Genomic DNA, 23,920 nt, shown 5'->3' with positions numbered 1-23,920 from the left:
CCTCTGCTATACAAAAAGCGATAACAGGGGGCCCTTCCTTACAGCTGTGCGTTCGGGTCAGGCGCGGTACCAGGCGGTCACGTCGGTGGGTACCCGGCCGTCGTCGAGCGGCTCGCTGGACAGCAGGAGTTCCGCCCCGGCCGGCAGCGGCAGCGGCTCGGTACCGAAGTTGGTGAGCACGCCGAGCGAACCGTTGCGGAAGGCCAGCACGTCGTCGCCGGCCGGCAGCCACTCCAGGGTGCCGGTGCCGAGCCCGGCCTCGCGGCGCAGCCGCAGGGCCGTCCGGTACATCTCGTACGTCGAGCCCGCGACGCCGCGCTGACGGTCCAGCGCGTACTCGGCCCAGATCGGCGGCTGGGGCAGCCAGCTCGCGTCGGTGGGCCCGAACCCGTACGACGGGGCGTCCGCCTCCCACGGGATCGGTACCCGGCAGCCGTCCCGGCCCCGCTCGGTGTGCCCGCTGCGCAGCCAGGTCGGGTCCTGGCGGGCCGCGTCGGGCATCGTGGTGTGCTCCGGCAGGCCCAGTTCCTCGCCCTGGTAGAGATACGCCGACCCGGGCAGCGCGAGCATCAGCAGGGTGGCGGCCCGACCCCGGCGCAGCCCGAGGACGGCATCCGGTTGTGGGTCGTCGGCGCCGATGCCGTTGGGCCTCGGGGCGCCGATCGGCAGGCCGAGCCGGGAGGCGTGCCGGACCACGTCGTGGTTGGACAGCACCCAGGTGGTCGGTGCGCCCACCGCGTCGGCGGCCTCAAGCGACCGGGTGATCACGGCGTACTGGGCCGGCGCGGTCCAGGCGGCCAGCAGGTACTCGAAGTTGAACGCCTGGTGCATCTCGTCCGGCCGGACGTACCGGGCCAACCGCTCGGCGGGCTCGACCCAGGCCTCGGCCACCAGGATCCGGTCGCCCGGGTAGCCGTCCAGCAGCTTCCGCCAGGACCGGTAGATCTCGTGTACGCCGTCCTGGTCCCACATCGGCGGCCGGGGCTTGTCGATATCCTCGCCCGAGAGGATCTCCTGCGGCTCCGACCAGTCGGCCAGGTCGGCCTGCTTGATCAGGCCGTGTGCCACGTCCACCCGGAACCCGTCCACGCCACGGTCCAGCCAGAACCGCAGGATGTCCAGGAACTCGGCGCGGATCTCGGGATTGTCCCAGTTCAGGTCCGGCTGGCCCACGTCGAACAGGTGCAGGTACCACTGCCCGGGGGTGCCGTCCGGGTCGTTGACCCGGGTCCAGGCCGGGCCGCCGAAGACGCTCTGCCAGTCGTTGGGCGGCGCGGCGCCGTCCGGACCCCGGCCGTCGCGGAAGATGTAGCGCTGCCGGGCCGGTCCGCCGGGTTCGTCGGCCAGCGCCGCGCCGAACCAGGGGTGCGCCGACGAGGTGTGGTTGGGCACCAGGTCGACGATGACCCGCAGGCCGAGTGACCGGGCCTGCGCGATCAGCTTGTCGGCGTCCTCCAGCCGGCCGAACAGCGGGTCGACGTCGCGGTAGTCCGCCACGTCGTACCCGGCGTCGGCCTGCGGCGACGGGTAGAACGGCGACAGCCAGATGGCGTCCACGCCCAGTTCGGCGAGGTGCCCGAGGCGCGCGGTGATGCCCGGCAGGTCGCCGACGCCGTCACCGTCCGAATCGGCGTACGAACGGGGATAGATCTGGTAGATGACGGCGTCCTGCCACCAGTCGGCCGGGGTGCCGGTCCGGTCGGTGGGCTGGGCGGTCGTCTCGTTGGTGTCCAGGATGTGCTCCCGAGAGGTCTGGTTCGGGCTGGTCGTTTTCTCAGTCTGCCCTGTCGGGCCGCCCGCGAACCACATCACGCGCTGTGATCGGCGGCTGGCGGGTTTCCGGACCCGCGGCCGGGCGGTGGTCGGGCCACGCCGGGCGGACAGCCGCCCCCGGACCGGATGGGCCGGGGGCGGCTGTTGTCGGGCGTTCTCAGCCCTTGACGCTGCCCGCGAGCAGGCCGCGGACGAAGTACCGCTGCAGGCCCACGAAGATCAGCACGGGGATGATGATCGAGACGAAGGCGCCGGCCGACAACAGGTGCCAGGCCGTCCCCCGGGTCCCGGTGAGGTTCGCCAGCTGCGCGGTGATCGGCGCGACGTCGGTCCCGCCGCCGGCGAAGGTGAGCGCCACCAGCAGGTCGTTCCAGACCCAGAGGAACTGGAAGATGCCGAACGCGGCCAGCGCCGGGGTGAGCAGTGGCAGCAGCACCCGGAAGAAGATCGCCACGTGTCCCGCGCCGTCGACCCGGGCCGCCTCCAGCAACCCGGCCGGCACCTCCCGCATGAAGTTGTGCAGCAGGAAGATCGCCAACGGCAGCGCGAAGATCGAGTGGGACAGCCAGAGCGGCCAGTAGGTCCCGGCGATGCCCGCGTCCACGTACAGCCGCAGCAGCGGGATCAGCGTGACCTGGATCGGCACGATCTGCAACGCGAAGACCGCCACGAACAGCACGTTGCGGCCGGGGAACTTCATCCAGGCGAAGGCGTACGCCGCCAGCGTGGCCAGGCTGATCGGGATGATCACCGACGGGATGGTGATCACGATCGAGTTGACGAAGTAGGCGGCCAGGCTGGTCGAGCTGGCGTCCTCGCCGATGCCGAGCACCGCCCGGTAGTTGTCCAGGGTGAACTGCGGATCGCTGAACGCGGTCCACCAGCCGGTCGTCTTGATCTGCCGCTCCGGGCGGAACGACGAGATCGCCAGACCGAACGTGGGCACCGTCCAGAGCACCGCGATGATCACCGCGGCCAGCGAGGCCCACGGGGAGGTCAGCGCCTTGCGGGCCCGCCTGGCCGGACTTGCCGGACCCGGAACGATCGGCGGGGTGGTGGTGAGCGGCTCGCTGATCGTGGTCATCGTGCCTCCGATGCCCGCAGTTGGCGGATGTTGTAGACGACGATCGGGATGACCAGGATGAACAGCAGCACCGCCAGCGCCGCGCCGAGCCCCTGGTTGCTGGCCCGGAAGCTCTGGCTGTAGAACTCGTTGGCCACCACGCTGGTGAAGAACTGGCCGCCGGTCATCGTCCGCACGATGTCGAACACCTTCAGCGTACCGATGCCGATGGTGGTCAGCACGACCACGAGGGTCGGCCGGATGCTGGGCATGGTGATGAACCGGAACATTCCGAACGCCGTGACGCCGTCCAGCCGGGCCGCCTCGACGATGTCGTCCGGGATCGCCTTGATCGCCGCGGACAGCACGGTCATCGCGAAACCGGCCTGGATCCAGATCATCACCGCGATCAGGAAGAGCGTGTTCCACGGCGAGTCGACCAGCCACTGCTGCGGCTTGCCACCGAACAGCACCACGAGCTGGTTGAGCAGACCGATCTGCTTGATGCCGGCCTGGTCCGGACGGAACTCGTAGATGAACTTCCAGATGATGCCGGCGCCGACGAACGAGATCGCCATCGGAAGGAAGATGAACGCCTTGGCGACCGCCTCCAACCTGGCCTTGTCCACCAGGATCGCGTAGAGCAGCCCCACGGCGGTCGCCACGAACGGCGTCACCAGCACCCAGAGCACGGTGTTGCGGAGCACCGTGAGCTGGTCCTCGCTCGTGAAGATCGTCTTGTAGTTGTCCAGCCCGATGAACGAGGTGCCGGCGGCGTCGAAGAACGACTGGTAGATCGTGCGAAGTCCGGGATAGACCAACCCCACGGCCAGCATCAGCAGGGCGGGGAACAGGTAGAGATACGCCACCACCCCGTTGCTGCGGCGGCCACCGAACCGGCTGGCGACGAAGAGGATGACCCCGAGGACCGCGACGAAGAGGAGCACCGCGGCGCCCATGGTCAGGAACTTGTCGGCTGTGGTCACGGCCTCCTCACCTCCTTTCCGAGAGGTAGGCGACCGGCCGGCGCCCCCGGGATGGGGTCACCGGCCGGTCGATGAAGCCACAGGTCACTTGGCAGGCCAGGCGGCTTCGACCTTGTCGACGGTGTCCTTGGTGCTCTGTCCGGTGATCCAGTTGGTGCACTGCTTGAAGATCGCGTTCGAGCCCACGGCGGCCGGCATCTGGTCCGAGCCGTCGAACCGGAACACGGCCTTCGGGTCCTGGAACAGGTCGACCGCCAGCTTGTCGATCGGGTTGCTCACGTTGCTCGGGTCCAGGCCCTTGTTGGCGGTGGCCCAACCCTGCGACAGCTTGGCCTTGGTGTTGGCCCACAGGTCGGTCGACAGGTAGGTCTGGAACGCCTTGACCTCCGGCCGGTCCGAGAAGGCCAGGTTGAACTCGCCGCCACCGAGCAGCGGCTTGTCCTCGGCGGTCTTGCCCGGCAGGTAGAAGGCGAAGACGTCACCGTCCTCGGCCACCTTGGTGCCCTTCGGGAAGTTCGCCGCGTAGAAGCTGGCCTGGCGGTGCAGCGAGCAGTTGCCGTCCAGGATCGGCAGACCGGCGTCCTGGAAGGTGGTGGTGGCGATGCTCTTCACGTCGCCGAGGCCACCGTTGACGTACTTCGGGTCCTTCAGGTAGGCACCCGCCGCGTCCAGCGCGGCGGTCGACTCCGGCCCGTTGAACGGGATCTCGTGGTGCACCCACTTGTCGTAGGTGTCCGGCCCGTAGAGCCGGAGCATCCAGTCCTCCATCCAGTCGGTGACCGGCCAGCCGGTGGCGTCACCGCTGCTGATGCCGGCGCACCAGGGCTTCTTTCCGGTGGAGGCGATCTTGTCGGTCAGCGCCTTGAGCTCGTCGAGCGTCTTCGGCACCTGGTAGCCGTTGTCGGTGAACTCCTTGGGGGAGTACCAGACCAGCGACTTGATGCTGGCGCCCGACGGCGCGCCGTAGAACTTGCCGTCGACGGTGGCGTAGGACACCCAGTCCGCGCCCCACCACTTGTCGGCGTTCGCCTTCACCTCGGCCGGCGCTTCCTTGGCCTTGCCGGTCGCCACGAGCTGCCGCAGCAGACCCGGCTGCGGCACGATGGCGATGTCCGGCGGGTTGCCGGCCTGGGCCCGGACCAGGATCTGCGTCTCGAAGGACTTGTCGCCCTCGTACTTCACCGTGGCGTGCGTGCAGTCCTCGAACGGCTTGTACGACTTGATGTAGGCGGTGTCCTCCGGCGTGACGATGCCGGTGTACACCGAGATCGTCTTCCCCGAGAGGTCGCCGTACTGGGAGAACTGGCTGCAGTCGGTCTTGGGCTCGTTGGCGGCGTCGTTCGACGAGCCGCTGTCACAGGCCGTGATGCCGAGGGCGAGGGTGAGGCCGAGGGCGCCAGCCGACGCGGCCGCCAACCGCGGCTTCGTGGGGCGGAGGGACATACGCCCTTTCCTTTCTGGTTTCGCTGCGCGGACCCGTTGGCGCCGCGAACGCAACGCCCGGGACGGGACACTCAACGGCCAGTCAATCCGTGTCCGGACGGCTGCGCAATGGTTACCAGTTGATCGAGTCGATAACGATTGAACGTCGAGGTAACAACCATTTTCGGATCCGGCCGCAACCGACTTGCGGATTCCCGGACAGGCTCTCGTCGCTGGTCAGGAGCGGTGTCCGTTCCGTTGCCGTTGTTACCGATCCGGTGCCGCCGCCGCCTCTGCGGTCAGTTTCGGCGGGGTCGGCACAAAGAGGCGCCGGGACCGCCACCTCGGGTCGACTGTCGGGAGGACGTCGACCCGCGGGTGGCGGCCCCGGCGGGCTGGTTTCGGTGGGGGGTAGGGGTCGGGGGGTCAGAGATCAGGGGGGTCAGGGCTGGGGATCAGGTGAAGATGCTGACGCCGCCGGGCCCGACCAGCAGGCCGACGATGATGAGGACGATGCCCCAGAGAAGCTGCCGCCGGAACAGCGCGAGCACGCCGGCGATCACGAGTACGGCTGCGAGAATGTAGAGAATCAGCTCCATGGCTGCGAAATACCCGACCCGCTCGCGGCGGAAACCTTCGGGCTTCCGCCGTGGTCATGCAGGTGATAGACGCTGTACGCCTGCTTGATCACCGGGTGCGCGACGTTGCGTACCCGGACCCCGCCCGGGGTGGTGCCGCGCTCGGTGCCGGCGTGCGCGTGGCCGTGGATGGCCAGGGCCGTGGGCGCCGAGTCGATGGCCTGACCCAACAGGTACGACCCGAGGAACGGGTAGATCTCCGGGGGTTCGCCGGCCAGGGTGTCCGGGACCGGCGAGTAGTGGGTGAGCGCCACCCGCACATCGCACTCCATGTCGTGCAGCGCCTCGCTGAGCTGGTCGGCGATCGCCATGGTGGTCCCCACGAACGCCTTCATCTCCGGCTCGCCGAAGTTGCTGGCGCACCGGCCGGCGAACCCACCGCCGAAGCCCTTCGCCCCGGCGACCCCGAGCCGGCCGCCCGGGGTGTCCAGCACCGTGTTGGTGCCCTCCAGCACGATCAGGCCGGCATCCTCCAGCACCCGGATGACCTGCGGAACCTCGTCACACTGGTAGTCGTGGTTGCCCAGCACGGTCACCACCGGGACGGCCAGCCCGCCGAACTCGGTGGCCACGCACCGCGCCTCGCGCTCGGTGCCGTGCCGGGTCAGGTCGCCGGCCAGCAGCAGCACGTCGGCGTGCTCGGCCAGCCGCTCCAGCGCGGGCCGGAACCGGCCCACGACATCCTGGTCGAGATGGACGTCCCCGACCGCCGCGATCCTGATCACGCTGCCCTCCCCGGCCATCCCAGGTCCTCCCCGGTCATCGAGGTCCGCCCCGGTCATCGCAGGTCCTCGACCTCGGTCGGCGGCTGTGACCGGACCAGCCCGATGTCGACGGCCACCGGTACGTCGGGGAAGTGCTCCACGACCAGCCGGAGGATCTCGTCCCGGCGGCGAGCGCTCTCCACCTCGCCGCAGAGGACCAGCGTGTCGTCCCGGCGGGTCACCGTGATGCCCTGTTCCGCCACGTCCGCGTTCTCGGTGAGCAGCCGCTGCACGGCCGCCTCAAGGTAGTCCGCGGGGGGTTGGGCCCCGGTTCGGGGATAGCTCTCGGTCATGCGGTCATCTCCTTCACGCCCGGCAGCGGTACGACGTCCAGCCGGTCGAGCAGGATCAGGAACGCCTCCGCGTACGGCGAGTGCTCCGTCTCCTTGCGGACCCGGTCCCAGTCGATCTGCTCGCGCAGGGACCGGGCCAGCGGCAGGCCCCGGGCGAAGTCGCAGTAGTGCTGGGAGAAGCTGAGCAGCTTGTGCACCATCAGCTGGGTGGCCGAGAGCACCGGCATGTGGATGGCGTCCACGGGCCGTACGACGGTGTCGGCGAACGTCTCGGCCGTCACCGGCGTTTCGATGGGCCGGTGGATCAGATCCACCATCCGGTCCTCGTCGTACACCTTCACCAGCCAGTCCTCCGGCGGGTGTTCGGTACGGAAGCCGGCCGCCGCCAGCGCCTCGAGGGCGCGTTCGACATCCTGCTCCTGGAGCAGGAAGTCGACGTCGTGATCGCTGGAATGGCCACCGTGCGCGTAGACGGCGAAGCTGCCGCCGAGCGCGAACGGGATCTCGGACTGTTTGAGGACGGCCGCCACCCGCTTGAGGGTGTCTACCAGGCTCTCGTCCCCGCGTTCTGCCATCAATGTCTCCCGCTCGCCCCGCGCTCGGATCTACTCGGTGGGGTGGAGATATCCCGTTACCCGGCATTCCGGCCGTTCACACCTGTCCCACCCGCCCGGGAGGCGGGCCCGGGCGGGGCGGGAGGGTGGGGGCGGGTCAGGCGCGGCCGTAGACCGGGATGGCGGCGCCGCTGGTCGGGGCGGATTCGTCGCCGACCAGGAACCGGATCACCCCGGCGATCTCGGCGGGCGAGACCCACCGGGAGTGGTCGGCGGCCGGCTGGGCGGCACGGTTGGCCGGGGTGTCGATCACGCTGGGCAGCACGGTGTTGCACCGCACGCCGGCCCTCCGGTACTCCACGGCCACCGCCGAGGCGAAGGCCAGCACCGCGGCCTTCGCGGTCACGTATCCGGCCGCCCCGGGGAACGGGGCCGTCGCGGCCCGGGCCGAGACGCAGACGATCGAGCCACCCCCGGCGGCCATCAGTCGGGGCAGGGCGGCCCGGGTCACCAGGTACGTCGGCCGCAGGTTCGTCTGGAGCATCCGCTCGAAGTCGGCCAGCGAGGTCTCGTGGACCAGCCGGCCGGAGGCGTACCCACCGGCGAGGTTGACCACGGCGCGCAGCGGGGCGCCGACCTCGCTCGCGGCGCTGGCCACCGCCCGGTCGACCTGATCCGGGTCGGTGAGGTCGGTGGCCACCTCGACCACCGGGCCGCCGGACGTACCGCTGCCGGGCGGCGGTTCCGCCCCGGGCCGTACCGGCACGACGACCCGCCAACCGGCCGCGACCAGGTCCGTGACGACCGCGGCCCCGAGGCCGCCGCGACCGCCGGTCACCAACGCGGTACGGGTCGCCACCGTTCCGGTCGCCATCGGTCCGGTAGCCGCCGGTCCGGGATCCGTGCTCACCATGCGGTGAACCGTAACCCGTGTGCCACAGTCGGTGACGCACGGGCGTCCGCTCTGCCCACGGCATAAGAAGCTCTGCCCACGGCGTAAGAACCTGGCCGCCGCGGCGGTGGGCCGGCGAGGATCGCGGCCATGCGACTTCTCGTTCTCGGCGGTACCCGCTTTCTCGGCCGGGCGGTCGCCCGGCAGGCCCTCGACGAGGGCCACGATGTCACCTGCGCGGCCCGGGGCCGGGCGGGTGAACCGGTGCCGGGCGCCCGGTTCGTCACGGTGGACCGCGACGATCCGGACGGCCTGGCGACGCTCACCGGCCCGTTCGACGCGGTGGTCGACGTGGCGCGGCGGCCCAGTCACGTCCGGCACGCGCTGGCGACGCTCGCCGAACGGACCCGGCACTGGGTCTTCGTCTCCACAGTGTCCGTGTACGCCGACGAGGCCACCCCCGGCCAGCGGCCCGACGCCCCACTGCTGGCGCCCGCGCCGCCCGAGGTGGACGGGACCGGTCCCGGTTTCGAGTGGTACGGCCGGTGCAAGGTCACCGCCGAGCGGGAGGTGCTGACCGCGCTCGGCGCGGACCGGTCGTTCATCTGCCGAGCCGGGTTGATCATCGGCCCGGAGGACCCGAGCGACCGGTTCCCCTACTGGGTGGCCCGGCTCGCCCGCGGCGGCGAGGTGCTGGCGCCGGGCCGGCCGGACGAACCGGTGCAGTTCGTCGACGTCCGGGACCTCGCCGCCTGGCTGGTACGGGCCGCCCGGGATCGACTGGCCGGCACGTACGACGGGGTCGGGCCGGTGCTGCCCCGCGCGGAGTTCCTGGCCGGCGTGGCCGCCGGGGTGGGTCGCCCGGACCCCGAACTGACCTGGGTCGACCAGGACTTCCTGGCCGCGAACGACGTCCGGGAGTGGTCCGGGGAGCGGTCCCTGCCGCTCTGGCTGCGGGTGCCGGAGCAGGCCGGAGTGATGTCCCGGGACGCCACGCTCGCGGCGGCGGCCGGGTTGGCCGTGCGGCCGGTAGCCGAGACCGCCGCGGCCACCCTCCAGTGGCTGTCGGAGCATCCGGCCGACGTTTCGAGCGGGGGACTGACCGCCGAGGAGGAGGTGGCGGTGCTGCGGAAATGGCACACCCGCGACGTCGCGTGACCCGCCGACCCGCTCGGCCGGTGGGGGACGCCACGCCGGCCGTGTCGTGGTTGACGCTCCGGCCTGGTGAAAGTAAGTTTCATGCGTGGCGAAGAGTGCGAAGATTTCCGCGACCCACTCCAGCGGTGGTGGGCTCATCGTCCACATCAGCGGCCTGCTGCCGTCGCTCTCGCCGGCCGAGCAGCGGGTCGGCCGGTTGGTCGTCGCCGATCCGGCCGACGCCGCCCGGCGGACCATCACCGACCTCGCCACCGCGGCCGAGACATCCGAGGCGACAGTGATCCGGTTCTGCCGGTCCGTCGGCATGGACGGTTACCCGCAGTTGCGGATCCGGCTCGCCGCGGAGGCGGCCCGCCGGATCGAGCCGGTGGACGCCCGGGTGGTCGGTGGCGACATCCCGCCCGGCGCCGACCTGGCCCAGATCATCGCCACCATCGCGTTCAACGACGCGCGGGCCGTGGAGGAGACCGCCGAACAGCTCGACCCGGAGGTCTGCGAGCGGGTCGTCGAGGCGATCGGCGCCGCCGCCCGGATCGACATCTACGGTGCGGGGGCCAGCGGCTTCGTGGCCAGCGACTTCCAGCAGAAGCTGCACCGGATCGGCCGGATCGCCTTCTACTTCCCGGACGTACACACCGCGCTGACCTCGGCGGCCCTGCTCAGCAAGGGCGACGTGGCCGTCGGCATCTCACACACCGGCACCACCTCGGACGTGATCGAGGTGCTCGAGCAGGCACGGGGCCGGGGCGCCACCACCGTGGCGCTCACCAACTTCCCGCGCTCGCCGATCACCGAGGTCGTCGACTTCGTGCTCACCACGGCGGCCCGGGAGACGACGTACCGGTCCGGTGCCACGGCCAGCCGGCTGGCCCAGCTGACCGTCGTGGACTGCCTGTTCGTGGGGGTGGCCGCCCGCAACCGGTCCCGGGCCCGCAGAGCGCTGGAGGCCACCGCGGACGCGGTGCGACCGCACCGGGTCGACGGCCCGGGCCGGAGGCGGGCATGACCCCGTCCGGCGATCCGGCGGTCGGCCGGGACGGCGGGATCGACCTCGACGAAGCCCGCGCCGTGGTCCGGGTGGGCGCGCCGACCGAGCGCCGGCATCCACTCAGCACCGATCTCGATCTGATGTCCAGCCGTGCGGTGCTCGCGTTGATCAATGACGCGGACCAGCAGGTGCCGGCCGCCGTCGCGGCGGTCCTGGACGAGTTGGCGGTGGCCGTCGACCTCGGTACGGCGGCGCTGCGGTCCGGCGGTCGGATCCACTACTTCGGCGCCGGCACCTCCGGCCGGCTCGGGGTGCTCGACGCGGCGGAACTGCCGCCGACGTACAACGCGCCGCCGGACTGGTTCTGCGCGCACCTGGCCGGCGGTACGGCCGCCCTCACCCGGGCGGTGGAGGACGCGGAGGACGACGAGCCGGCCGGTCGGGCCGAGGCGCTGGCCTGCGTACGGCCCGGTGACCTCGTGATCGGCCTGGCCGCCAGCGGTCGTACCCCGTACGTGCTCGGCGCCCTGCGCGCGGCCCGCGGGTTACCGGCGGAGACCGTGCTGCTCTGCGCCGACCCGGACGCCGCCGCGGCCGCCGAGGTGCGGGTGTTCCTCGGGGTGGACACCGGTCCCGAGGTGGTCACCGGGTCGACCCGGATGAAGGCGGCTACCGCCCAGAAGCTCGTGCTGAACGCCTTCTCCACGGCGGTCATGGTGCGACTCGGGCGGGTCTACTCGAACCTGATGATCGAGATGGTGGCGACCAACGCCAAGCTGCGGGGCCGAATGATCTCGATGCTCATGGACGCCACCGGCTGCGACGAGGAGACTTCGCGCCGGACCCTGGCCGAGGCCGGCGGCGAGGTCAAACCCGCCCTCGTCGCGCTGGTCTCCGGGGCGGCGGTGGCCGATGCCCGGGTGGCGCTGGCCCGCTCGGCGCACCAGGTCCGGGGAGCGCTCGCGCTGCTCGCCTCCTGACCGTGCCGCCCACCGCCCGGCCCCGTGTCGCCCGCCTTCCGGGCCCGGTGTCACCCACCCCCGGGCCCCGTGGATGCCCACCGCCCGGCCGTGATACCGACCCGGTGGGCCGGCCGGTCCGGGATTGGCGGCGGGGCCCACGGGTATTCTCCGGGCGGCCGTGAACCACCGCTCGTCGTCGGGCGGGACGTGACGAGCGTCGCAATCATGTGGTGACGCGCGTCGCTGCGGGCATCGCAAACGTCATGGTGTTATGAGGTCCGGCAAGTGGGTAGCGCGCGGCCATCGCCGGCCCCGCCGCACGGGTTACACGGCTTCTACCGATCCCGACGGGGCGCCTGACAGCAAACCCCGATTGTGCTCTCAGCAACTACCCAGGCATTCGTGACACTTTCGACTCACCACACGGAATCCCTGATGCGTCTCATCTGTTGTGTAGATGTCAGCACCGGGGGGCATGGCGGAGGTTACCGGGGAGGGGCTGACGGTAGTGCGGACGGCAAGGAACCGGGCGACCGGCGCGAACGAGGGGATCGTGGGCAACGTGGATAAGAACATCGTTATGCGAACCGACGAGGTTGCCGAGGAGCGGGACCTGGTCGGTGTCTACCTGCACGAGATCTCCCGTACACCGTTGCTCGACGCGGCCCGGGAGGTCGAGCTGTCCAAGTCGATCGAGGCCGGACTCTACGCGGAGCACCTGCTCGACACCGACCGGATTCCGGACGGCGTCGACCGGGCCGAGCTGGACCGGCTGGTGGCCGACGGCGAGCGGGCCAAGGACCTGTTCATCCGGGCCAACCTGCGGCTGGTCGTGTCGATCGCCCGGCGCTACGTGCGATCCGGAATGCCGATGCTGGACCTGATCCAGGAGGGCAACACGGGTCTCGTGCGGGCGGTCGAGAAGTTCGACTACGAGCGCGGATACAAGTTCTCGACGTACGCCACCTGGTGGATCCGGCAGGCGATCAGCCGGGCCATCGCGCAGCAGGAGCGGACCGTGCGGCTGCCGGTGCACCTGGTCGAGGACGTCAACCGGATGCGCAACGTGGCCCGACAGCTCACCCGCGAGCTGGGCGGCGACCCGGAGCCCGAGCAGATCGCCAAGGCGCTGGGCGTGACGGTCGAGCGGGTGAGCGAACTGGTCCGCTGGTCGCAGGACACCGTTTCGCTGGACACGCCGGTCGGCGACGACGGCGACACCAACCTCGGTGACCTGGTGGCCGACAGCGACGCTCCCTCTCCGGAGGAGGTCGTGCTGACGGCGCTGGAGCGGCAGCGGATCGAGGGCCTGCTCAACCACCTCGACGACCGGTCCGCCGGCATCATGCGGGCCCGGTACGGCCTGGAGGACGGACGGGAGCACTCGCTCACCGAGGTCGCGTCGCGGTTCTCGCTGTCCCGTGAGCGGATCCGGCAGCTGGAGATCCAGGCGCTCGGCCGGCTCCGTGAGCTGGCTCGCGCCGAGGGGTTGCAGGCGGCCTGACCCACGTTCCGACCCGCCGGTCTCGGCGGATCGGACCGGAATGTACGGCGAACGGCCGGCGTCCGAATGGGCGCCGGCCGTTCGCCGTCGTTGGTACCGGAAGATCCGGCTTGGTGCTTACCGTCCGGCCGGTGCCGCCGGTCCGGCGGTTGACCCGTCCGGTCGGTGCCGCCGGTGCTCGCTGCCGGCTGGATCGGTCCGGGTGCCTACCGGACCCGGCCGTAGCCGTAGGGCGTCATCATGTCCACGCTGGCGAGTTTGACGTCCTCGCCGGCCTGCGGGGCGTGGATCACCTTCCCGCTGCCCACGTAGAGCGCGACGTGCCCCAGCGAGCTGTAGAACACCAGGTCACCCGGTTTCAGCGAGCCGCGTCCGATGTGCGACACCGCGTCCCACTGCATCGCCGCGTTGTGCGGCAGGGATTTCCCGGCGGACCGCCAGGCGGCCATGGTGAGCCCGGAACAGTCGTACCCGTCGGGGCCGTCCGCGGCCCAGACGTACGGCTTGCCGATCGCCCCGTACGCGTACTTCACCGCCACCCCGGCCTTGCCGGAGACGGCCGGGATCTTGCCCGAGTAGGAACCGCCGGACGAGCGCTCCGAGCCGTAGGCGGCCCGGCGCATCTTGTACAACCGGTCGAGGTCTCCCTCGATCTTCTTCTTGCCCGCGTCCAGCTCCTTGGCCTGCGCGGTCTGCCGGGCCAGGGTCTCGTCCAGCCGAGCCTTCTCGGCGATGAACTCCTGCTGGGAGCGGGTGAAGCCGGAGACCTTCTGCTGCCGGTCCCGGGCCAGCTGGTCCAGCGTGCCCAGGTTGCTGGCCAGGGTGTCGGCGCTGGTCGTCTCCAGCAGAGCACCGGCGGTACGCAGTCCACCCGTCATGTACGCGGTGGCGGCCAACTGTCCGACCTGGGTCTGAGCCTGCTCCATCTGCTGTTGCAGCGGACCGAGCTTCTTGGCCAGCTCGCCCGAGGCGGCCCGGGTCTTCTTGATCTCTTCGTTGAGCCGGTTGTAGGACTCGACCTTCTTCTCCAGCTGGGCCGATGCCTGGTTGATCTGCTGCGTCAACTCGTCCACCGAGGGGGCGGCCTGGGCCACCGAGGTCGGTGCGACCAGCATGGCCGACACGCCGGCCATGGCGAGCGTGCGCAGCAGGACGCGCACTGGCGACAAGAGGTGAACCCTTCTTCCGCCCGCCGCTTCGGGTCCCGGAAGGCTGGTGGCGACCCGGGACGGGGGCTTCCGGGCCCGGACGCGGCAACCCGAGGGTCACCGAGGTGGGCCGGCGAGGCGACGGCACCGGGCCGGGGCCACCCACTCGGTGACGGACGACCGGCCCAGCGGGCCCAAGGTAACCCGAAAGTCGGGCCCCGTCAGCACGATGTGTGCGATTCGCGCCAAAATAGCCCGATCAACGGAATGTCACCATTACTTCGAGTTATTGGCTGAAAGCTCTCGGTAGTGACGTGGTGCTCGCCCATCCGGTCAGGGTCGGCGCTGCCAAGGGCCGGTCCTGCCCGGAGCCGACGCCTGCCGGTGCCCGGGTGTCGGTCAGCCGGCCTGGCGGGCCAGCGGCGGCTCGGCGGTCGTCGCTTCCCGGTCACCCAGCCAGGCGGTGACCCGGCGCTCGGCATAGAACGAGACGAACGGCACGGTGCCGGCGAGCATCACGAGCGCCATCCGCTTCAACGGCCAGTTCGCCCGACGGCCCAGGTCGAAAGCGGCGGCCAGATACACCAGGTAGAGGAAGCCGTGCGCCGGGCCGACGGTGGCCACCACCGTCTCGTCGTGCCAGATGTACTTGAGGGGCATGCCGATCGCCACGAGCACGATCAACACCACACCCACGACGTACGCGATCACGCGGTATCGGGTCAGGGCTGCGCCCACGGTCCGTTCCTTCCTGCCGGCCTCAGCCGGGGTAGTCGCCCGGCCGGGCGCCGGGATTGGCGTTCAACCAGGACAGATAATCGTTGTACGCGGCCAGCCGATCGTCCTCGCCGGGGTCGACGGGTGTGGCCGGCCGCCGTGCGGTGCGGACCGGGGGTCGGAAGCCGGTGGAGGTGGAACCGCCCGCGCGCACCGGGCCAACCATCGCCGCGTCCCGATCGGTGTCCTCGGCGCGGGCGCCTCCGGTGCCCCGGGTCCCCCGAGTGCCCCCGGGGCCGGGCCCGGGATCGGCTGCGTCGGTGCCGGCACCATCCGGGCCCGAATCGGCATTCCCGCGGGTCGCGAGGTCGGTGTCGGGCCGAGGATCCGGGTCGGCCGGAGCGCGCAGAGTGTGTCGAAGCTCCCGGAACCAGAGAAAAACCACGAAACCGGCGAACACCGGCCATTCTACCGCGTACCCCCAGCTGAGGGTGTTTCCGTCGGCGGCCCGGCTGATCTGCCACCAACCGAGCCCCAGGAAGGCCGCGACCAGCAGCACGGTCAGTGCGTGCCGCACCAGCCAGCCCGGGGTCAACAGCCGTCGCATGGCATCGAGCGTACCGGCGGGCCCGCGCCACTCCGACGGCCCGTCGTAGCAGCGCGCCGCCCCCCGCTCTGGTGCCCCCGGCTGGGTTTGGTGGCGGCCGGGGCGGGCAACGGTGTAGGCGGTAGACCGCGACGAGACCCCGGGAGCGACGATGAGCGACCCCATACGTGATCAGTTCACGCCGGCCGGTGCGGGCCGGCTGATGGCCGACAGCCCGGAACAGCGGGTCAGCGGATGGGACGGCGCGGGTCCGGCCGCCGCCACGGTCCCCGACCTCGGTGCCGAGGAGCCCGAGCCGCTGGGGGTGGATCCGGCCGAACTGGCCGACGAGGACCTGCTGCGGGAGATGCACAGCCTGCACCGCACCCGCCTCGACACGCTGCGGCACGCCGCCGACTCGGCGCTCGCCAACCACCTGCGGCGGACCGCCGACCTGGAGACCGAGTACCTGACCCGGTTCCCCGGCCGGGAGGTCGACCCGCACCGACTGCGCGACGTCGGGTGACCGCGTCGCCGAGGGAGCGGCGGCGCCCTGGACGCTCCGGACCCGGAGGTCGCCGGTGACCTCACCGCCGGTTGATCCGTCCGCAACTGACGCACGGGAAAGAGCGACGATGAGCCTTCGTGACAGGATCGGCCGGTTGCGCCAGGCGTACGCGCCGCACGAACACCGCCCGCTCGGCGGCTATCTGGTGGCGATGACCACGTACGGCGGGGTGATCAGCGGGATCGCCGGCCTCGTCCGGGCCACCGGTCGGCCGGTGCCGGAGCGACCGGCGACCGCCGACGTGGTGCTGCTGTCGATCGCCACCCACAAGCTCAGCCGGCTCCTCGCCAAGGACGCCGTCACCAGCCCGCTGCGGGCGCCGTTCACCCGTTACGACCGGCCGATCGGCAGCGGCGAGGTGATGGAACAGGTGCGGGACTCCGGCAGCGGTACCCGGCACGCCATCGGCGAGCTGTTGAGCTGCCCGTTCTGTCTGGCCGTCTGGATAGCCACCGGTCTGACCGGGGGACTCGTCCTGGCCCCCCGGCTGACCCGGCTCGTCGCGACGGCGTTGACCGCCGTCGCCGCCTCGGACTTCCTCCAGATGGGATACGCGGTCGCGCAGCAGGCGGCCGAGGGCCATCCCCGAGCCGCCGGTCACGAAACCGCCAAGACCGGGTGAGGCCACGAACAGCGAGCGGGGCACCGCCGAACGGCAGTGCCCCGCTCGACGTACGCCTCAACGTTGCATGCCCGACCACCCACGTGGCGCCTCGGGCTCACGGTCCCCGGCGTCATCATCGGTGATGATGTCACTGGAGACGGCGGTCTCGTCGTGTTCACCGGCGAAGTCCGGGTCGGCGTCCGGGTCCGGGCCGGAACGGGGTTGACCGATCGCCGGCAGGCTCTCGTCCGCCGGGTCGTGGTCGGGCAGGTTGCTGTCGGTCATGGAGGACTCCTTCGAACCGGTGGACTCGGCGGATTGGGGAAGGACCGCAAAGCCGGAGACTTGATCACGGCGGGGTGGGATCGAAGCTCAGCCGGCCGTGCCGCCCAGCAGTTCCGCCGCCTCGTCTGCCGCGTACTCGCCCTCGGGCATCGCGGTGATCCGGGTCAGCAGGTCCGCCGGCATCTCGGCGGCCACGGCCCGCCGGTGGATCTCGGCCTGCGTCACGCGCTCCTGCCCGGACCACAGGTCATCGAGCAGGTCGTCCAGCCGCTGGCGGGTCTCGTCGGTCACAGCTCACAGCTACCCGGCAGGAGCCGGGTCAAACGGGCGCGGGGTCCGACACCGGCCAATGGAGTGACCCGGGTTACACCTCGGCCCGGAACATCGGCACCGGAGGCGCGGTTGGAACGACTGTCGGTGTGTCCAGTGTCCCCGGGCCTCACCTAAATTGCCTTCGTGGAATACCGGTTCGGCCGGAGCCACGTTGTGCCACTCGCCGAGAGGCGACCTGCACACCGACACCCGGCGCCGCCCATGACCGCGAGGTCGTGGGCGGCGCCTTTTCGGTGCCGACGAGTTTGCGCCCCCCGAGCGCTGCAGGGCGGTAAGGAAGGGCACCTTGTTATCGCTTTTTGTATAGGAAGGGTCCCTTGTTGACGCGGCGAAGTTGACGCGGCGGACCCGTCGCGCACCGCCGATCCGCAACTCCGGGCCGGCCGGTGCCGTCGCGGCTCAGTCCGGCGGCTCGACGGCGGCGGCCTCCGTCGAGGTCCGGTGTTCGAGGATGGTGTCCGGTGCGGCGCGCTGGTCGGCCTCCCGGATGTCCGACTCGGCCAGAATGGCCTCGGCCTGCGCCTCCGGATCCGCGCTGCCGACCACCCGCTCCTCCGGGAGCAGATGCCCGGCACGTGACTCCACCCGACCGTCTACGCTGCTGTGCTCACTCATGACCCGGCCGGTACCCGGAACCCGCCCGGCGTACTCCCGACGTGGAGTTAAGAAGGGGCCCTTCCTGTACAAAAAGCGATAACAAGGTGCCCTTCCTTGCAGGGGGTCGGCGTGCGCGTACTCCTACCAAGGGTGGGTATCCGCTAACGTTCTGGGCATGCCCGAGACCGGTTACCCCTGGCCGATCGAACAGACCCGACTGGACAACGGCCTGCGGGTGGTGGTGAGCGAGGACCACAACGCTCCCGTGGTGGCCGTCAACCTCTGGTACGACGTCGGCGCGCGGCACGAGCCGGAGGGGCAGAGCGGGTTCGCCCATCTCTTCGAGCACCTGATGTTCGAGGGCTCGGTCAACGTCGCCAAGACCGAGCACTTCCGGCTGTTGCAGGGCGCCGGCGGTTCGCTGAACGCGACCACGAACTCGGACCGCACCAACTATTTCGAGACCGTGCCCGCGGAACACCTCGCCCTGGCCCTGTGGCTGGAGGCGGACCGGATGGGCGGCCTGGTGCCCGCGCTGACCGACGAGAAGCTGGACAACCAGCGGGAGGTCGTCAAGAACGAGCGGCGCCAGCGGTACGAGAACGTGCCGTACGGCGACGCCTGGCTGCGGTTGCTGGCCCTGCTGTACCCGCCGGGCCACCCGTACCATCACCCGACGATCGGGTCCATGGCCGACCTGAACGCGGCCGACCTGGCCACCTTCCAGGAGTTCCACCGCACCTACTACGCGCCCAACAACGCGGTGCTCACGGTGGTCGGCGACACCACCCCGGACGAGGTGTTCGGGCTGGCCCGGCGGTACTTCGGCGGTCTCGAACCACGCCCGGACATCCCGCCGGCCCCGGACGGGCTGGTGGTGCCGGCGACCGGCGTACCGGCCCGGGAGACGGTCACCGCCGACGTGCCCGCCCCCAGGGTCTTCCTGGCGCACCGCGCAGACCCGTTCGGCACCCCCGAGTACGACGCCTGCACCGTTCTGGCCGCGGTGCTCGGCAGCGGCCGGGGCAGCCGGCTCTACCAGCGCGTCGCCGACGGCAGGCGGTTGGCCCAACCGGACAGCGTCGAGGCGTACGGCGTCGACCTGCGATGGGGGCCGGCGCCGCTGATCATCGAGGCCACCGCCCGGCCCGGGGTCTCGGCCGACGACCTGGAGGGTGGGCTGGCCGAGGTGGTCGACGGGCTGGCGGCCGAGCCGCCCAGCCCGGCGGAGATAGACCGGGTCCGGGCGTTGCTCACCACGGCCTGGTGGCGGCAGTTGGCCACCGTCGAGGGCCGGGCGGACACGCTGAGCCGGTACGCCACCCAGTTCGGCGACCCGACCCGCGCCGCCGACCGGCTCCCGGCCTGGCTCTCGGTGACCGCCGAACAGGTGGCCGAGGTGGCCGCCGAGGTGCTCCGACCCGCCGACCGGGTCACCCTGACCTACCTGCCCGAGGAGAACGCGTGAAGCTGATCGCCGATCGTCCCGGTCCGGGTGCCACCCGGTCGTACCGCTTTCCCCGGGTGGTCCGGCGCGACGTGGCGGGCGGCGTGGTGGTGGCCGCGCACCTGCCCGGTCACAACCTCGCGGTGGCCAGCCTGCTGCTCGACGCCGGGGCGCTGCGCGAGCCGGCGGGCCGGGAGGGACTGGTCGGCGTGGTGGCCAAGGCCATCGAGGAGGGCAGCACGACCCGCGACGCCGGGGCGTACGCGCTGGCGCTGGAGGGGCTGGGCACCGGGCTGGGCGTGGAGGCGGACTGGGATTCCTTCCGGGCCACCGTGCAGGTCCCGCCCGAACGGCTGCCGGCCGCCGTGGAACTGCTGGCGGAGGCGGTCCGTACGCCCAGGCTCGACCCCGCCGACGTGGCCCGGGTCCGGGACGACGAGGCCACCGCGGTACGGATGCAGTGGGCGAATCCCGGGCCGCGGGCCGACGCCGCCCTGCGGGCCGACGTGTTCGGCTCCGACCGGCGGCACGGCCGGCCCATGGGCGGTGACCCGGACTCGGTCGCCGCGGTGACCGTCGAGGACGTGACGGCGTTCCACCGGGACTGGCTGACCGGGCCGGGCACCCTGCTGGTGGCCGGCGACCTGGACCGGATCGACCTCGACGCGCTGGGGCGGACCGCCTTCGGCGGCACCACTGGTGGCCCGGTCCGGACCGGTGAGCCGTACGACTCCTCGTACCGGCAGCGCCGGATCCTGCTGGTGGACCGGCCCGGGTCGGTGCAGTCCACGCTGCGGCTGGGACACCCGGCACCGCACCGGGCCCACCCCGACTTCGTGCCGATGACCCTGGCCGGCACCGTGCTGGGCGGCGCGTTCACGTCCCGGCTCAACCACCTGATCCGGGAGGTACGCGGCTACACGTACGGGATCCGGGCCGATTTCGGGCTCTCCCGGCTGTTCGGCCGGTTCGTGGTGGCCTCCGGGGTGCAGACCGCCGTGACCGCGCCCGCCCTGGTCGACGCGGTCGGCGAGATCGCCCGTACCCAGGCCGAAGGGGTGACCGAGGAGGAGCTGGCGGTGGCCCGGTCCTGGCGGGCCGGTCAGCTGTCGGTGGAGTTGCAGACCCCCCGGGCCATCGCGGGCGCACTGGCCACCCTGGTCGTGTACGGCCTGCCCGACGACTACCACGCCCGGCTGCGCGCGGAACTGCTCGCCGCCACGGTGTCGGACGTCTCCGCGGCGGCCGCGACGTACCTGCGTCCGGAGCACCTCACGCTGGTCGTCGAGGGCGACGCCGCGGTGATCCGGGACGAGCTGGTCGCCTCCGGGCTCGGTGAAGTGACCGATGTCGCGGTCTGAACCGGTCCGCCAATCGGTAGCCTGACCCCATGAGGATCGGCATTGTGGGGGCCACCGGCCAGGTCGGCGGCGTGATGCGACGGTTGCTGGCCGAGCGGAACTTCCCGGTCGACGAGCTCCGACTCTTCGCGTCGGCGCGTTCGGCGGGCCGCACGCTGTCCTTCCGGGACGTCGAGCTTCCGGTCGAGGACGCCGCCACGGCGGACTACCGCGGGCTGGATCTGGCGCTGTTCTCGGCGGGCAAGGGCACCGCGCGGGAGTTGGCGCCCCGGGTCGCCGAGGCCGGTGCCGTGGTAGTGGACAACTCCTCCGCCTGGCGGATGGATCCCGAGGTGCCGCTCGTGGTCGCCGAGGTCAATCCGGCGGCCGCCGCCGTCCGGCCCCGGGGGATCATCGCCAACCCGAACTGCACGACGATGGCGGCGATGCCGGTGCTGCGCCCGCTGCACGACGAGGCGGGGCTGGTCGCGATGGTCGTCTCGACGTACCAGGCGGTCTCCGGAGCCGGCCTGGCTGGCGTGGCGGAGCTGGACGAGCAGGTCCGCAAGGTCGCCGAGCAGGCCGCGGAGCTCACGATGGACGGTTCGGCCGCGACGTTCCCGGCACCGCGCGTGTTCGCGGAGCCGGTGGCCTTCAACGTGCTGCCGCTGGCCGGTTCGCTGGTGGACGACGGATCCGGCGAGACCGACGAGGAGCAGAAGCTCCGCAACGAGAGCCGGAAGATCCTCGGCATTCCCGACCTGGCGGTCTCCGGCACCTGCGTCCGGGTGCCGGTCTTCACCGGCCACTCGTTGCAGATCAACGCCCGGTTCGCCGCGCCACTGCCGCCGGAGCGGGCCCGGGAACTGCTGGGGCGGGCGCCGGGTGTGGTGCTGGCGGACGTGCCGACCCCGCTGCGGGCGGCCGGTCAGGACCCGACGTACGTGGGTCGGATCCGCGCCGACGAGACGGCGCCGAACGGGTTGGCGCTGTTCTGCTCCGGGGACAACCTCCGCAAGGGCGCCGCGCTGAACGCCGTGCAGATCGCCGAGCTGGTGCTGGCCGGAGGCTGACCAGCCCCGCTGGCCGCGCACCCGCCACCGGGACGTTACCTGACCCGACGACCGGGTACCCGCTGCTGACCACCGTCAGTAAGAGGGGAGCCACGGGATGACTACGGTCGGAGAGTTCATGACGACCCGCCTGGTCACGATGGACGGCAACGACACGCTGACCGCGGCCGCCCAGGAGATGCGGGACCGGGCGATCGGAGACGTCATCGTCACCAATGGCGACGACGTGATAGGCATCGTGACGGACCGCGACATAACGGTCCGTGGCGTGGCGGAAAACATGGACCCGGACATTTCCCGGCTGAACCAGATCACCAGCCAGGACATCGTCACCGTCAGCCAGTACGACGACGCGGTGGCGGCGGCGGACCTGATGCGGACGTACGGCGTCCGCCGGCTTCCGGTGATCGAGGAAGGCCAGCTGATCGGGCTGGTCTCGCTCGGCGACCTCGCCGTGGAGCGGGAACCGCAGTCCGTGCTCGCCGACATCAGCGCGGACGAGCCGAACAACTGAGACGGGTACCGCCCGTCGCAGGGTTCGGCGGCGGGCGGACCGGCAGCGGGGGAGCGCGGATGACGGACGACGACTACGTGATCAGCCAGTTCTTCGGGGATCTTGACCGCAGCCAGCATCAGCCGCTGCTGGAGAAGGTCGTCGGCACCGTGCGGTTCGACCTGCACGAGGAGGCGCACAGCGAGCACTGGGCGATGGTCATCGACCGGGGCGAGGTCCAGGTGTCGCGTGAGGACCGGGAAGCCGACCTGGTCGTCAACACCAACCCGAGGTTGTTCGCGCAGCTGATCCGGGGTGAGGCGAACACCATCGCGGCGATCCTCCGTGGCGCGATCACCCTGACCGGCAACGCGGTGCTGATCCTGCGGATCGAGCGGCTCTTCCCGGGCCCACCGGATTCACGTGGGCCGCGGCGGCGGATAGCGGAGAGGGCCGACAGGTGAGCGAGGACCTGGTCAGCATCCTTGACGGCAACACGTTCGTGGTCTGCGACGGGCGCGGCGACATCGAGGGATCCCCGAGCACGCCGACCGGACTGTTCTCGTTGGACACCCGGTACCTGTCCCGCTGGGTGCTCACGATGGACGGCCACCGGTTGAACCGGCTCTCGGTGGACGACCTGCAGTACTACGAGACGCGCTTCTTCCTCGTACCCGCCATGGCGAACAATCACGGCGACGCCAAGGTCTCGGTGATCCGCCAGCGGGAGATCGGGGGCAGTTTCCGGGAGCGGATAACCGTGCTGAACCACGGCGAGCAGACGCTGCGTTGTTCGCTGCGGCTGGAGGCCGGCGCCGACTTCGCCGACCTGTTCGAGATCAAGGACGAGGTCCTGAACAAGAAGGGCGAGTACTACGCCCAGGCGGAACCGGAGCTGCTGCGCCTGGGCTACCACCGGGAGGACTACCGGCGGGAGACGCTCATCTCGTCAACCGAGCCCGCCCAGCTGGACGAGCGGGGACTGAGCTTCGAGGTCGAGGTCGAGGTCGGCGGCTCCTGGGCCACCGAACTGCTGGTCCGGACCACCGCCGTCGGACCGGGCGGCCGGGACCTGCGGATGGGGGTCCAGTCGCACGGTCCCGAGCGGATGGCACTACAGCACGACCTGCAACGGTGGCTGGCCGCCGCGCCGAAGATGAGCTGCGAGTGCGACGCGCTGAGCCGGGCGTACGACCGCAGCCTCGCCGACCTGGCGGCGCTGCGGTTCTCCCCGCTGTCGCTGCCCGGGCAGGCGCTGCCGGCGGCCGGGCTGCCGTGGTTCATGACGATGTTCGGCCGGGACAGCATCTTCACCTGCCTGCAGACCCTCGCGTTCACCCCCGAACTGTCGACGACCTGCCTGCGGGCCCTGGCCGCCCTCCAGGGCACCCGCTTCGACGACTTCCGGGACGAGGACCCGGGCAAGATCCTGCACGAGATGCGGTACGGCGAGACGGCAGCCTTCGCGGACCAGCCGCACACCCCGTACTACGGCGCGGCGGACAGTACGTGTCTGTTCGTGATTCTGCTGGATGAGTACGAGCGGTGGAGTGGTGATACGGCGTTGGTGCGGGAGTTGGAGTTCGAGGCGCGGGAGGCGTTGCGGTGGATTGATGAGTATGCGGATCTGATGGGGAACGGGTACGTGTGGTACGAGCGGCGTAACACCCGTAACGGGTTGGAGAACCAGTGTTGGAAGGATTCGTGGGATTCGATTTCGTATCACGATGGG

General features: G+C 71.0%; 27 protein-coding genes. 12 read left to right on the top strand and 15 right to left on the bottom strand.

Annotated features, from left to right (window positions below; all coding sequences use genetic code 11):
* Positions 1-57: 57 nt before the first annotated feature.
* The 9 genes from ACXN5W_RS23390 to ACXN5W_RS23350 form a co-directional block, all read right to left on the bottom strand.
* The gene (locus tag ACXN5W_RS23390) at positions 58-1,809 is read right to left on the bottom strand and encodes a glycoside hydrolase family 13 protein (protein ID WP_473160498.1); all 1,752 of its coding nucleotides are present in this window, start codon (positions 1,807-1,809) and stop codon (positions 58-60) included.
* Positions 1,810-1,930: 121 nt separating this feature from the next.
* Positions 1,931-2,857 carry a carbohydrate ABC transporter permease gene (locus ACXN5W_RS23385; RefSeq protein WP_473160497.1) on the bottom strand — a complete coding sequence of 309 codons (927 nt, stop codon included), beginning with the start codon at positions 2,855-2,857 and terminating at the stop codon, positions 1,931-1,933.
* Positions 2,854-3,795 (bottom strand): carbohydrate ABC transporter permease, encoded by a 942-nt coding sequence (locus tag ACXN5W_RS23380; RefSeq protein ID WP_473160513.1) that lies wholly within the window; start codon positions 3,793-3,795, stop codon positions 2,854-2,856. Before ACXN5W_RS23380 ends, ACXN5W_RS23385 begins: the two co-directional genes overlap by 4 nt.
* A gap of 111 nt (positions 3,796-3,906) precedes the next feature.
* Positions 3,907-5,265: an ABC transporter substrate-binding protein gene (locus tag ACXN5W_RS23375; protein ID WP_473160496.1), complete on the bottom strand. Its 1,359-nt coding sequence runs from the start codon at positions 5,263-5,265 to the stop codon at positions 3,907-3,909.
* Positions 5,266-5,699: 434 nt separating this feature from the next.
* Positions 5,700-5,843, bottom strand: coding sequence for a GPGG-motif small membrane protein (locus ACXN5W_RS23370; protein ID WP_473160495.1), 144 nt, complete (start codon positions 5,841-5,843; stop codon positions 5,700-5,702).
* The gene (locus tag ACXN5W_RS23365; protein ID WP_473160512.1) at positions 5,834-6,625 is read right to left on the bottom strand and encodes a metallophosphoesterase family protein; all 792 of its coding nucleotides are present in this window, start codon (positions 6,623-6,625) and stop codon (positions 5,834-5,836) included. The genes ACXN5W_RS23370 and ACXN5W_RS23365 overlap by 10 nt, the downstream gene beginning before the upstream one ends.
* Before the next feature lie 35 nt (positions 6,626-6,660).
* The gene (locus ACXN5W_RS23360) at positions 6,661-6,939 is read right to left on the bottom strand and encodes a hypothetical protein (RefSeq protein WP_473160494.1); all 279 of its coding nucleotides are present in this window, start codon (positions 6,937-6,939) and stop codon (positions 6,661-6,663) included.
* On the bottom strand, positions 6,936-7,514 hold the full coding sequence (locus tag ACXN5W_RS23355) for a nucleotidyltransferase (RefSeq protein ID WP_473160493.1): 579 nt from the start codon (positions 7,512-7,514) through the stop codon (positions 6,936-6,938). The genes ACXN5W_RS23360 and ACXN5W_RS23355 overlap by 4 nt, the downstream gene beginning before the upstream one ends.
* A 136-nt stretch (positions 7,515-7,650) precedes the next feature.
* A complete protein-coding gene (locus tag ACXN5W_RS23350) occupies positions 7,651-8,352 on the bottom strand; it encodes an SDR family NAD(P)-dependent oxidoreductase (protein WP_473160511.1) in 702 nt (233 codons plus the stop codon).
* Positions 8,353-8,535: 183 nt separating this feature from the next.
* On the opposite strand from ACXN5W_RS23350, the gene ACXN5W_RS23345 reads away from it, so the two are divergent.
* The 4 genes from ACXN5W_RS23345 (at position 8,536) to ACXN5W_RS23330 (ending at position 12,997) form a co-directional block, all read left to right on the top strand.
* Positions 8,536-9,543 carry an NAD-dependent epimerase/dehydratase family protein gene (locus ACXN5W_RS23345; RefSeq protein ID WP_473160492.1) on the top strand — a complete coding sequence of 336 codons (1,008 nt, stop codon included), beginning with the start codon at positions 8,536-8,538 and terminating at the stop codon, positions 9,541-9,543.
* A gap of 85 nt (positions 9,544-9,628) precedes the next feature.
* Positions 9,629-10,549, top strand: a complete 921-nt coding sequence (locus tag ACXN5W_RS23340) for a MurR/RpiR family transcriptional regulator (protein ID WP_473160491.1) — start codon at positions 9,629-9,631, stop codon at positions 10,547-10,549.
* The gene (locus ACXN5W_RS23335; RefSeq protein WP_473160490.1) at positions 10,546-11,511 is read left to right on the top strand and encodes an N-acetylmuramic acid 6-phosphate etherase; all 966 of its coding nucleotides are present in this window, start codon (positions 10,546-10,548) and stop codon (positions 11,509-11,511) included. The genes ACXN5W_RS23340 and ACXN5W_RS23335 overlap by 4 nt, the downstream gene beginning before the upstream one ends.
* Positions 11,512-12,046: 535 nt before the next feature.
* Positions 12,047-12,997, top strand: a complete 951-nt coding sequence (locus tag ACXN5W_RS23330; RefSeq protein WP_473160489.1) for a sigma-70 family RNA polymerase sigma factor — start codon at positions 12,047-12,049, stop codon at positions 12,995-12,997.
* Between the two features lie 206 nt (positions 12,998-13,203).
* On the opposite strand, the gene ACXN5W_RS23325 is transcribed toward ACXN5W_RS23330, so the two are convergent.
* The 3 genes from ACXN5W_RS23325 to ACXN5W_RS23315 form a co-directional block, all read right to left on the bottom strand.
* Entirely contained in the window at positions 13,204-14,166 is a 963-nt protein-coding gene (locus ACXN5W_RS23325; RefSeq protein ID WP_473160488.1) for a C40 family peptidase, read from the bottom strand.
* A 378-nt stretch (positions 14,167-14,544) separates the two neighbouring features.
* A complete protein-coding gene (locus ACXN5W_RS23320) occupies positions 14,545-14,883 on the bottom strand; it encodes a DUF3817 domain-containing protein (protein WP_473160487.1) in 339 nt (112 codons plus the stop codon).
* A gap of 22 nt (positions 14,884-14,905) precedes the next feature.
* Positions 14,906-15,469, bottom strand: coding sequence for a hypothetical protein (locus ACXN5W_RS23315; RefSeq protein ID WP_473160486.1), 564 nt, complete (start codon positions 15,467-15,469; stop codon positions 14,906-14,908).
* Between the two features lie 151 nt (positions 15,470-15,620).
* On the opposite strand from ACXN5W_RS23315, the gene ACXN5W_RS23310 reads away from it, so the two are divergent.
* Together ACXN5W_RS23310 and ACXN5W_RS23305 are read left to right on the top strand one after the other, a co-directional pair.
* A complete protein-coding gene (locus ACXN5W_RS23310; protein ID WP_473160485.1) occupies positions 15,621-15,974 on the top strand; it encodes a DUF6158 family protein in 354 nt (117 codons plus the stop codon).
* A 109-nt stretch (positions 15,975-16,083) separates the two neighbouring features.
* Entirely contained in the window at positions 16,084-16,638 is a 555-nt protein-coding gene (locus ACXN5W_RS23305) for a DUF1360 domain-containing protein (RefSeq protein WP_473160484.1), read from the top strand.
* A 57-nt stretch (positions 16,639-16,695) separates the two neighbouring features.
* Here ACXN5W_RS23305 and ACXN5W_RS23300 read toward each other — a convergent pair whose 3' ends face one another.
* The 3 genes from ACXN5W_RS23300 to ACXN5W_RS23290 form a co-directional block, all read right to left on the bottom strand.
* Positions 16,696-16,905 (bottom strand): hypothetical protein, encoded by a 210-nt coding sequence (locus ACXN5W_RS23300; protein WP_473160483.1) that lies wholly within the window; start codon positions 16,903-16,905, stop codon positions 16,696-16,698.
* An 87-nt stretch (positions 16,906-16,992) separates the two neighbouring features.
* Positions 16,993-17,196 (bottom strand): hypothetical protein, encoded by a 204-nt coding sequence (locus tag ACXN5W_RS23295; RefSeq protein WP_473160482.1) that lies wholly within the window; start codon positions 17,194-17,196, stop codon positions 16,993-16,995.
* Between the two features lie 441 nt (positions 17,197-17,637).
* Positions 17,638-17,853, bottom strand: coding sequence for a hypothetical protein (locus ACXN5W_RS23290; protein ID WP_473160481.1), 216 nt, complete (start codon positions 17,851-17,853; stop codon positions 17,638-17,640).
* 157 nt (positions 17,854-18,010) lie between these two features.
* Between ACXN5W_RS23290 and ACXN5W_RS23285 the strand changes: the two genes are divergently transcribed.
* The 6 genes from ACXN5W_RS23285 to ACXN5W_RS23260 form a co-directional block, all read left to right on the top strand.
* Positions 18,011-19,303 carry a M16 family metallopeptidase gene (locus ACXN5W_RS23285; RefSeq protein ID WP_473160480.1) on the top strand — a complete coding sequence of 431 codons (1,293 nt, stop codon included), beginning with the start codon at positions 18,011-18,013 and terminating at the stop codon, positions 19,301-19,303.
* Positions 19,300-20,643: a M16 family metallopeptidase gene (locus ACXN5W_RS23280; RefSeq protein WP_473160479.1), complete on the top strand. Its 1,344-nt coding sequence runs from the start codon at positions 19,300-19,302 to the stop codon at positions 20,641-20,643. The genes ACXN5W_RS23285 and ACXN5W_RS23280 overlap by 4 nt, the downstream gene beginning before the upstream one ends.
* Positions 20,644-20,672: 29 nt before the next feature.
* Complete coding sequence (locus ACXN5W_RS23275; RefSeq protein ID WP_473160478.1) at positions 20,673-21,695, top strand: aspartate-semialdehyde dehydrogenase; 1,023 nt, start codon at positions 20,673-20,675, stop codon at positions 21,693-21,695.
* Between the two features lie 97 nt (positions 21,696-21,792).
* On the top strand, positions 21,793-22,209 hold the full coding sequence (locus tag ACXN5W_RS23270; RefSeq protein WP_473160477.1) for a CBS domain-containing protein: 417 nt from the start codon (positions 21,793-21,795) through the stop codon (positions 22,207-22,209).
* 59 nt (positions 22,210-22,268) lie between these two features.
* A complete protein-coding gene (locus ACXN5W_RS23265) occupies positions 22,269-22,652 on the top strand; it encodes an SCP2 sterol-binding domain-containing protein (protein WP_473160476.1) in 384 nt (127 codons plus the stop codon).
* Positions 22,649-23,920: amylo-alpha-1,6-glucosidase (locus tag ACXN5W_RS23260; RefSeq protein WP_473160475.1), on the top strand; the 1,272-nt coding region annotated here is incomplete at its 3' end. The genes ACXN5W_RS23265 and ACXN5W_RS23260, both read left to right, overlap by 4 nt.

This window comes from Plantactinospora sp. A48 (assembly GCF_055793945.1).
The sequence above is the reverse complement of the archived record's forward strand: the minus strand, read 5'-3'. Positions and strand labels throughout refer to the sequence as shown.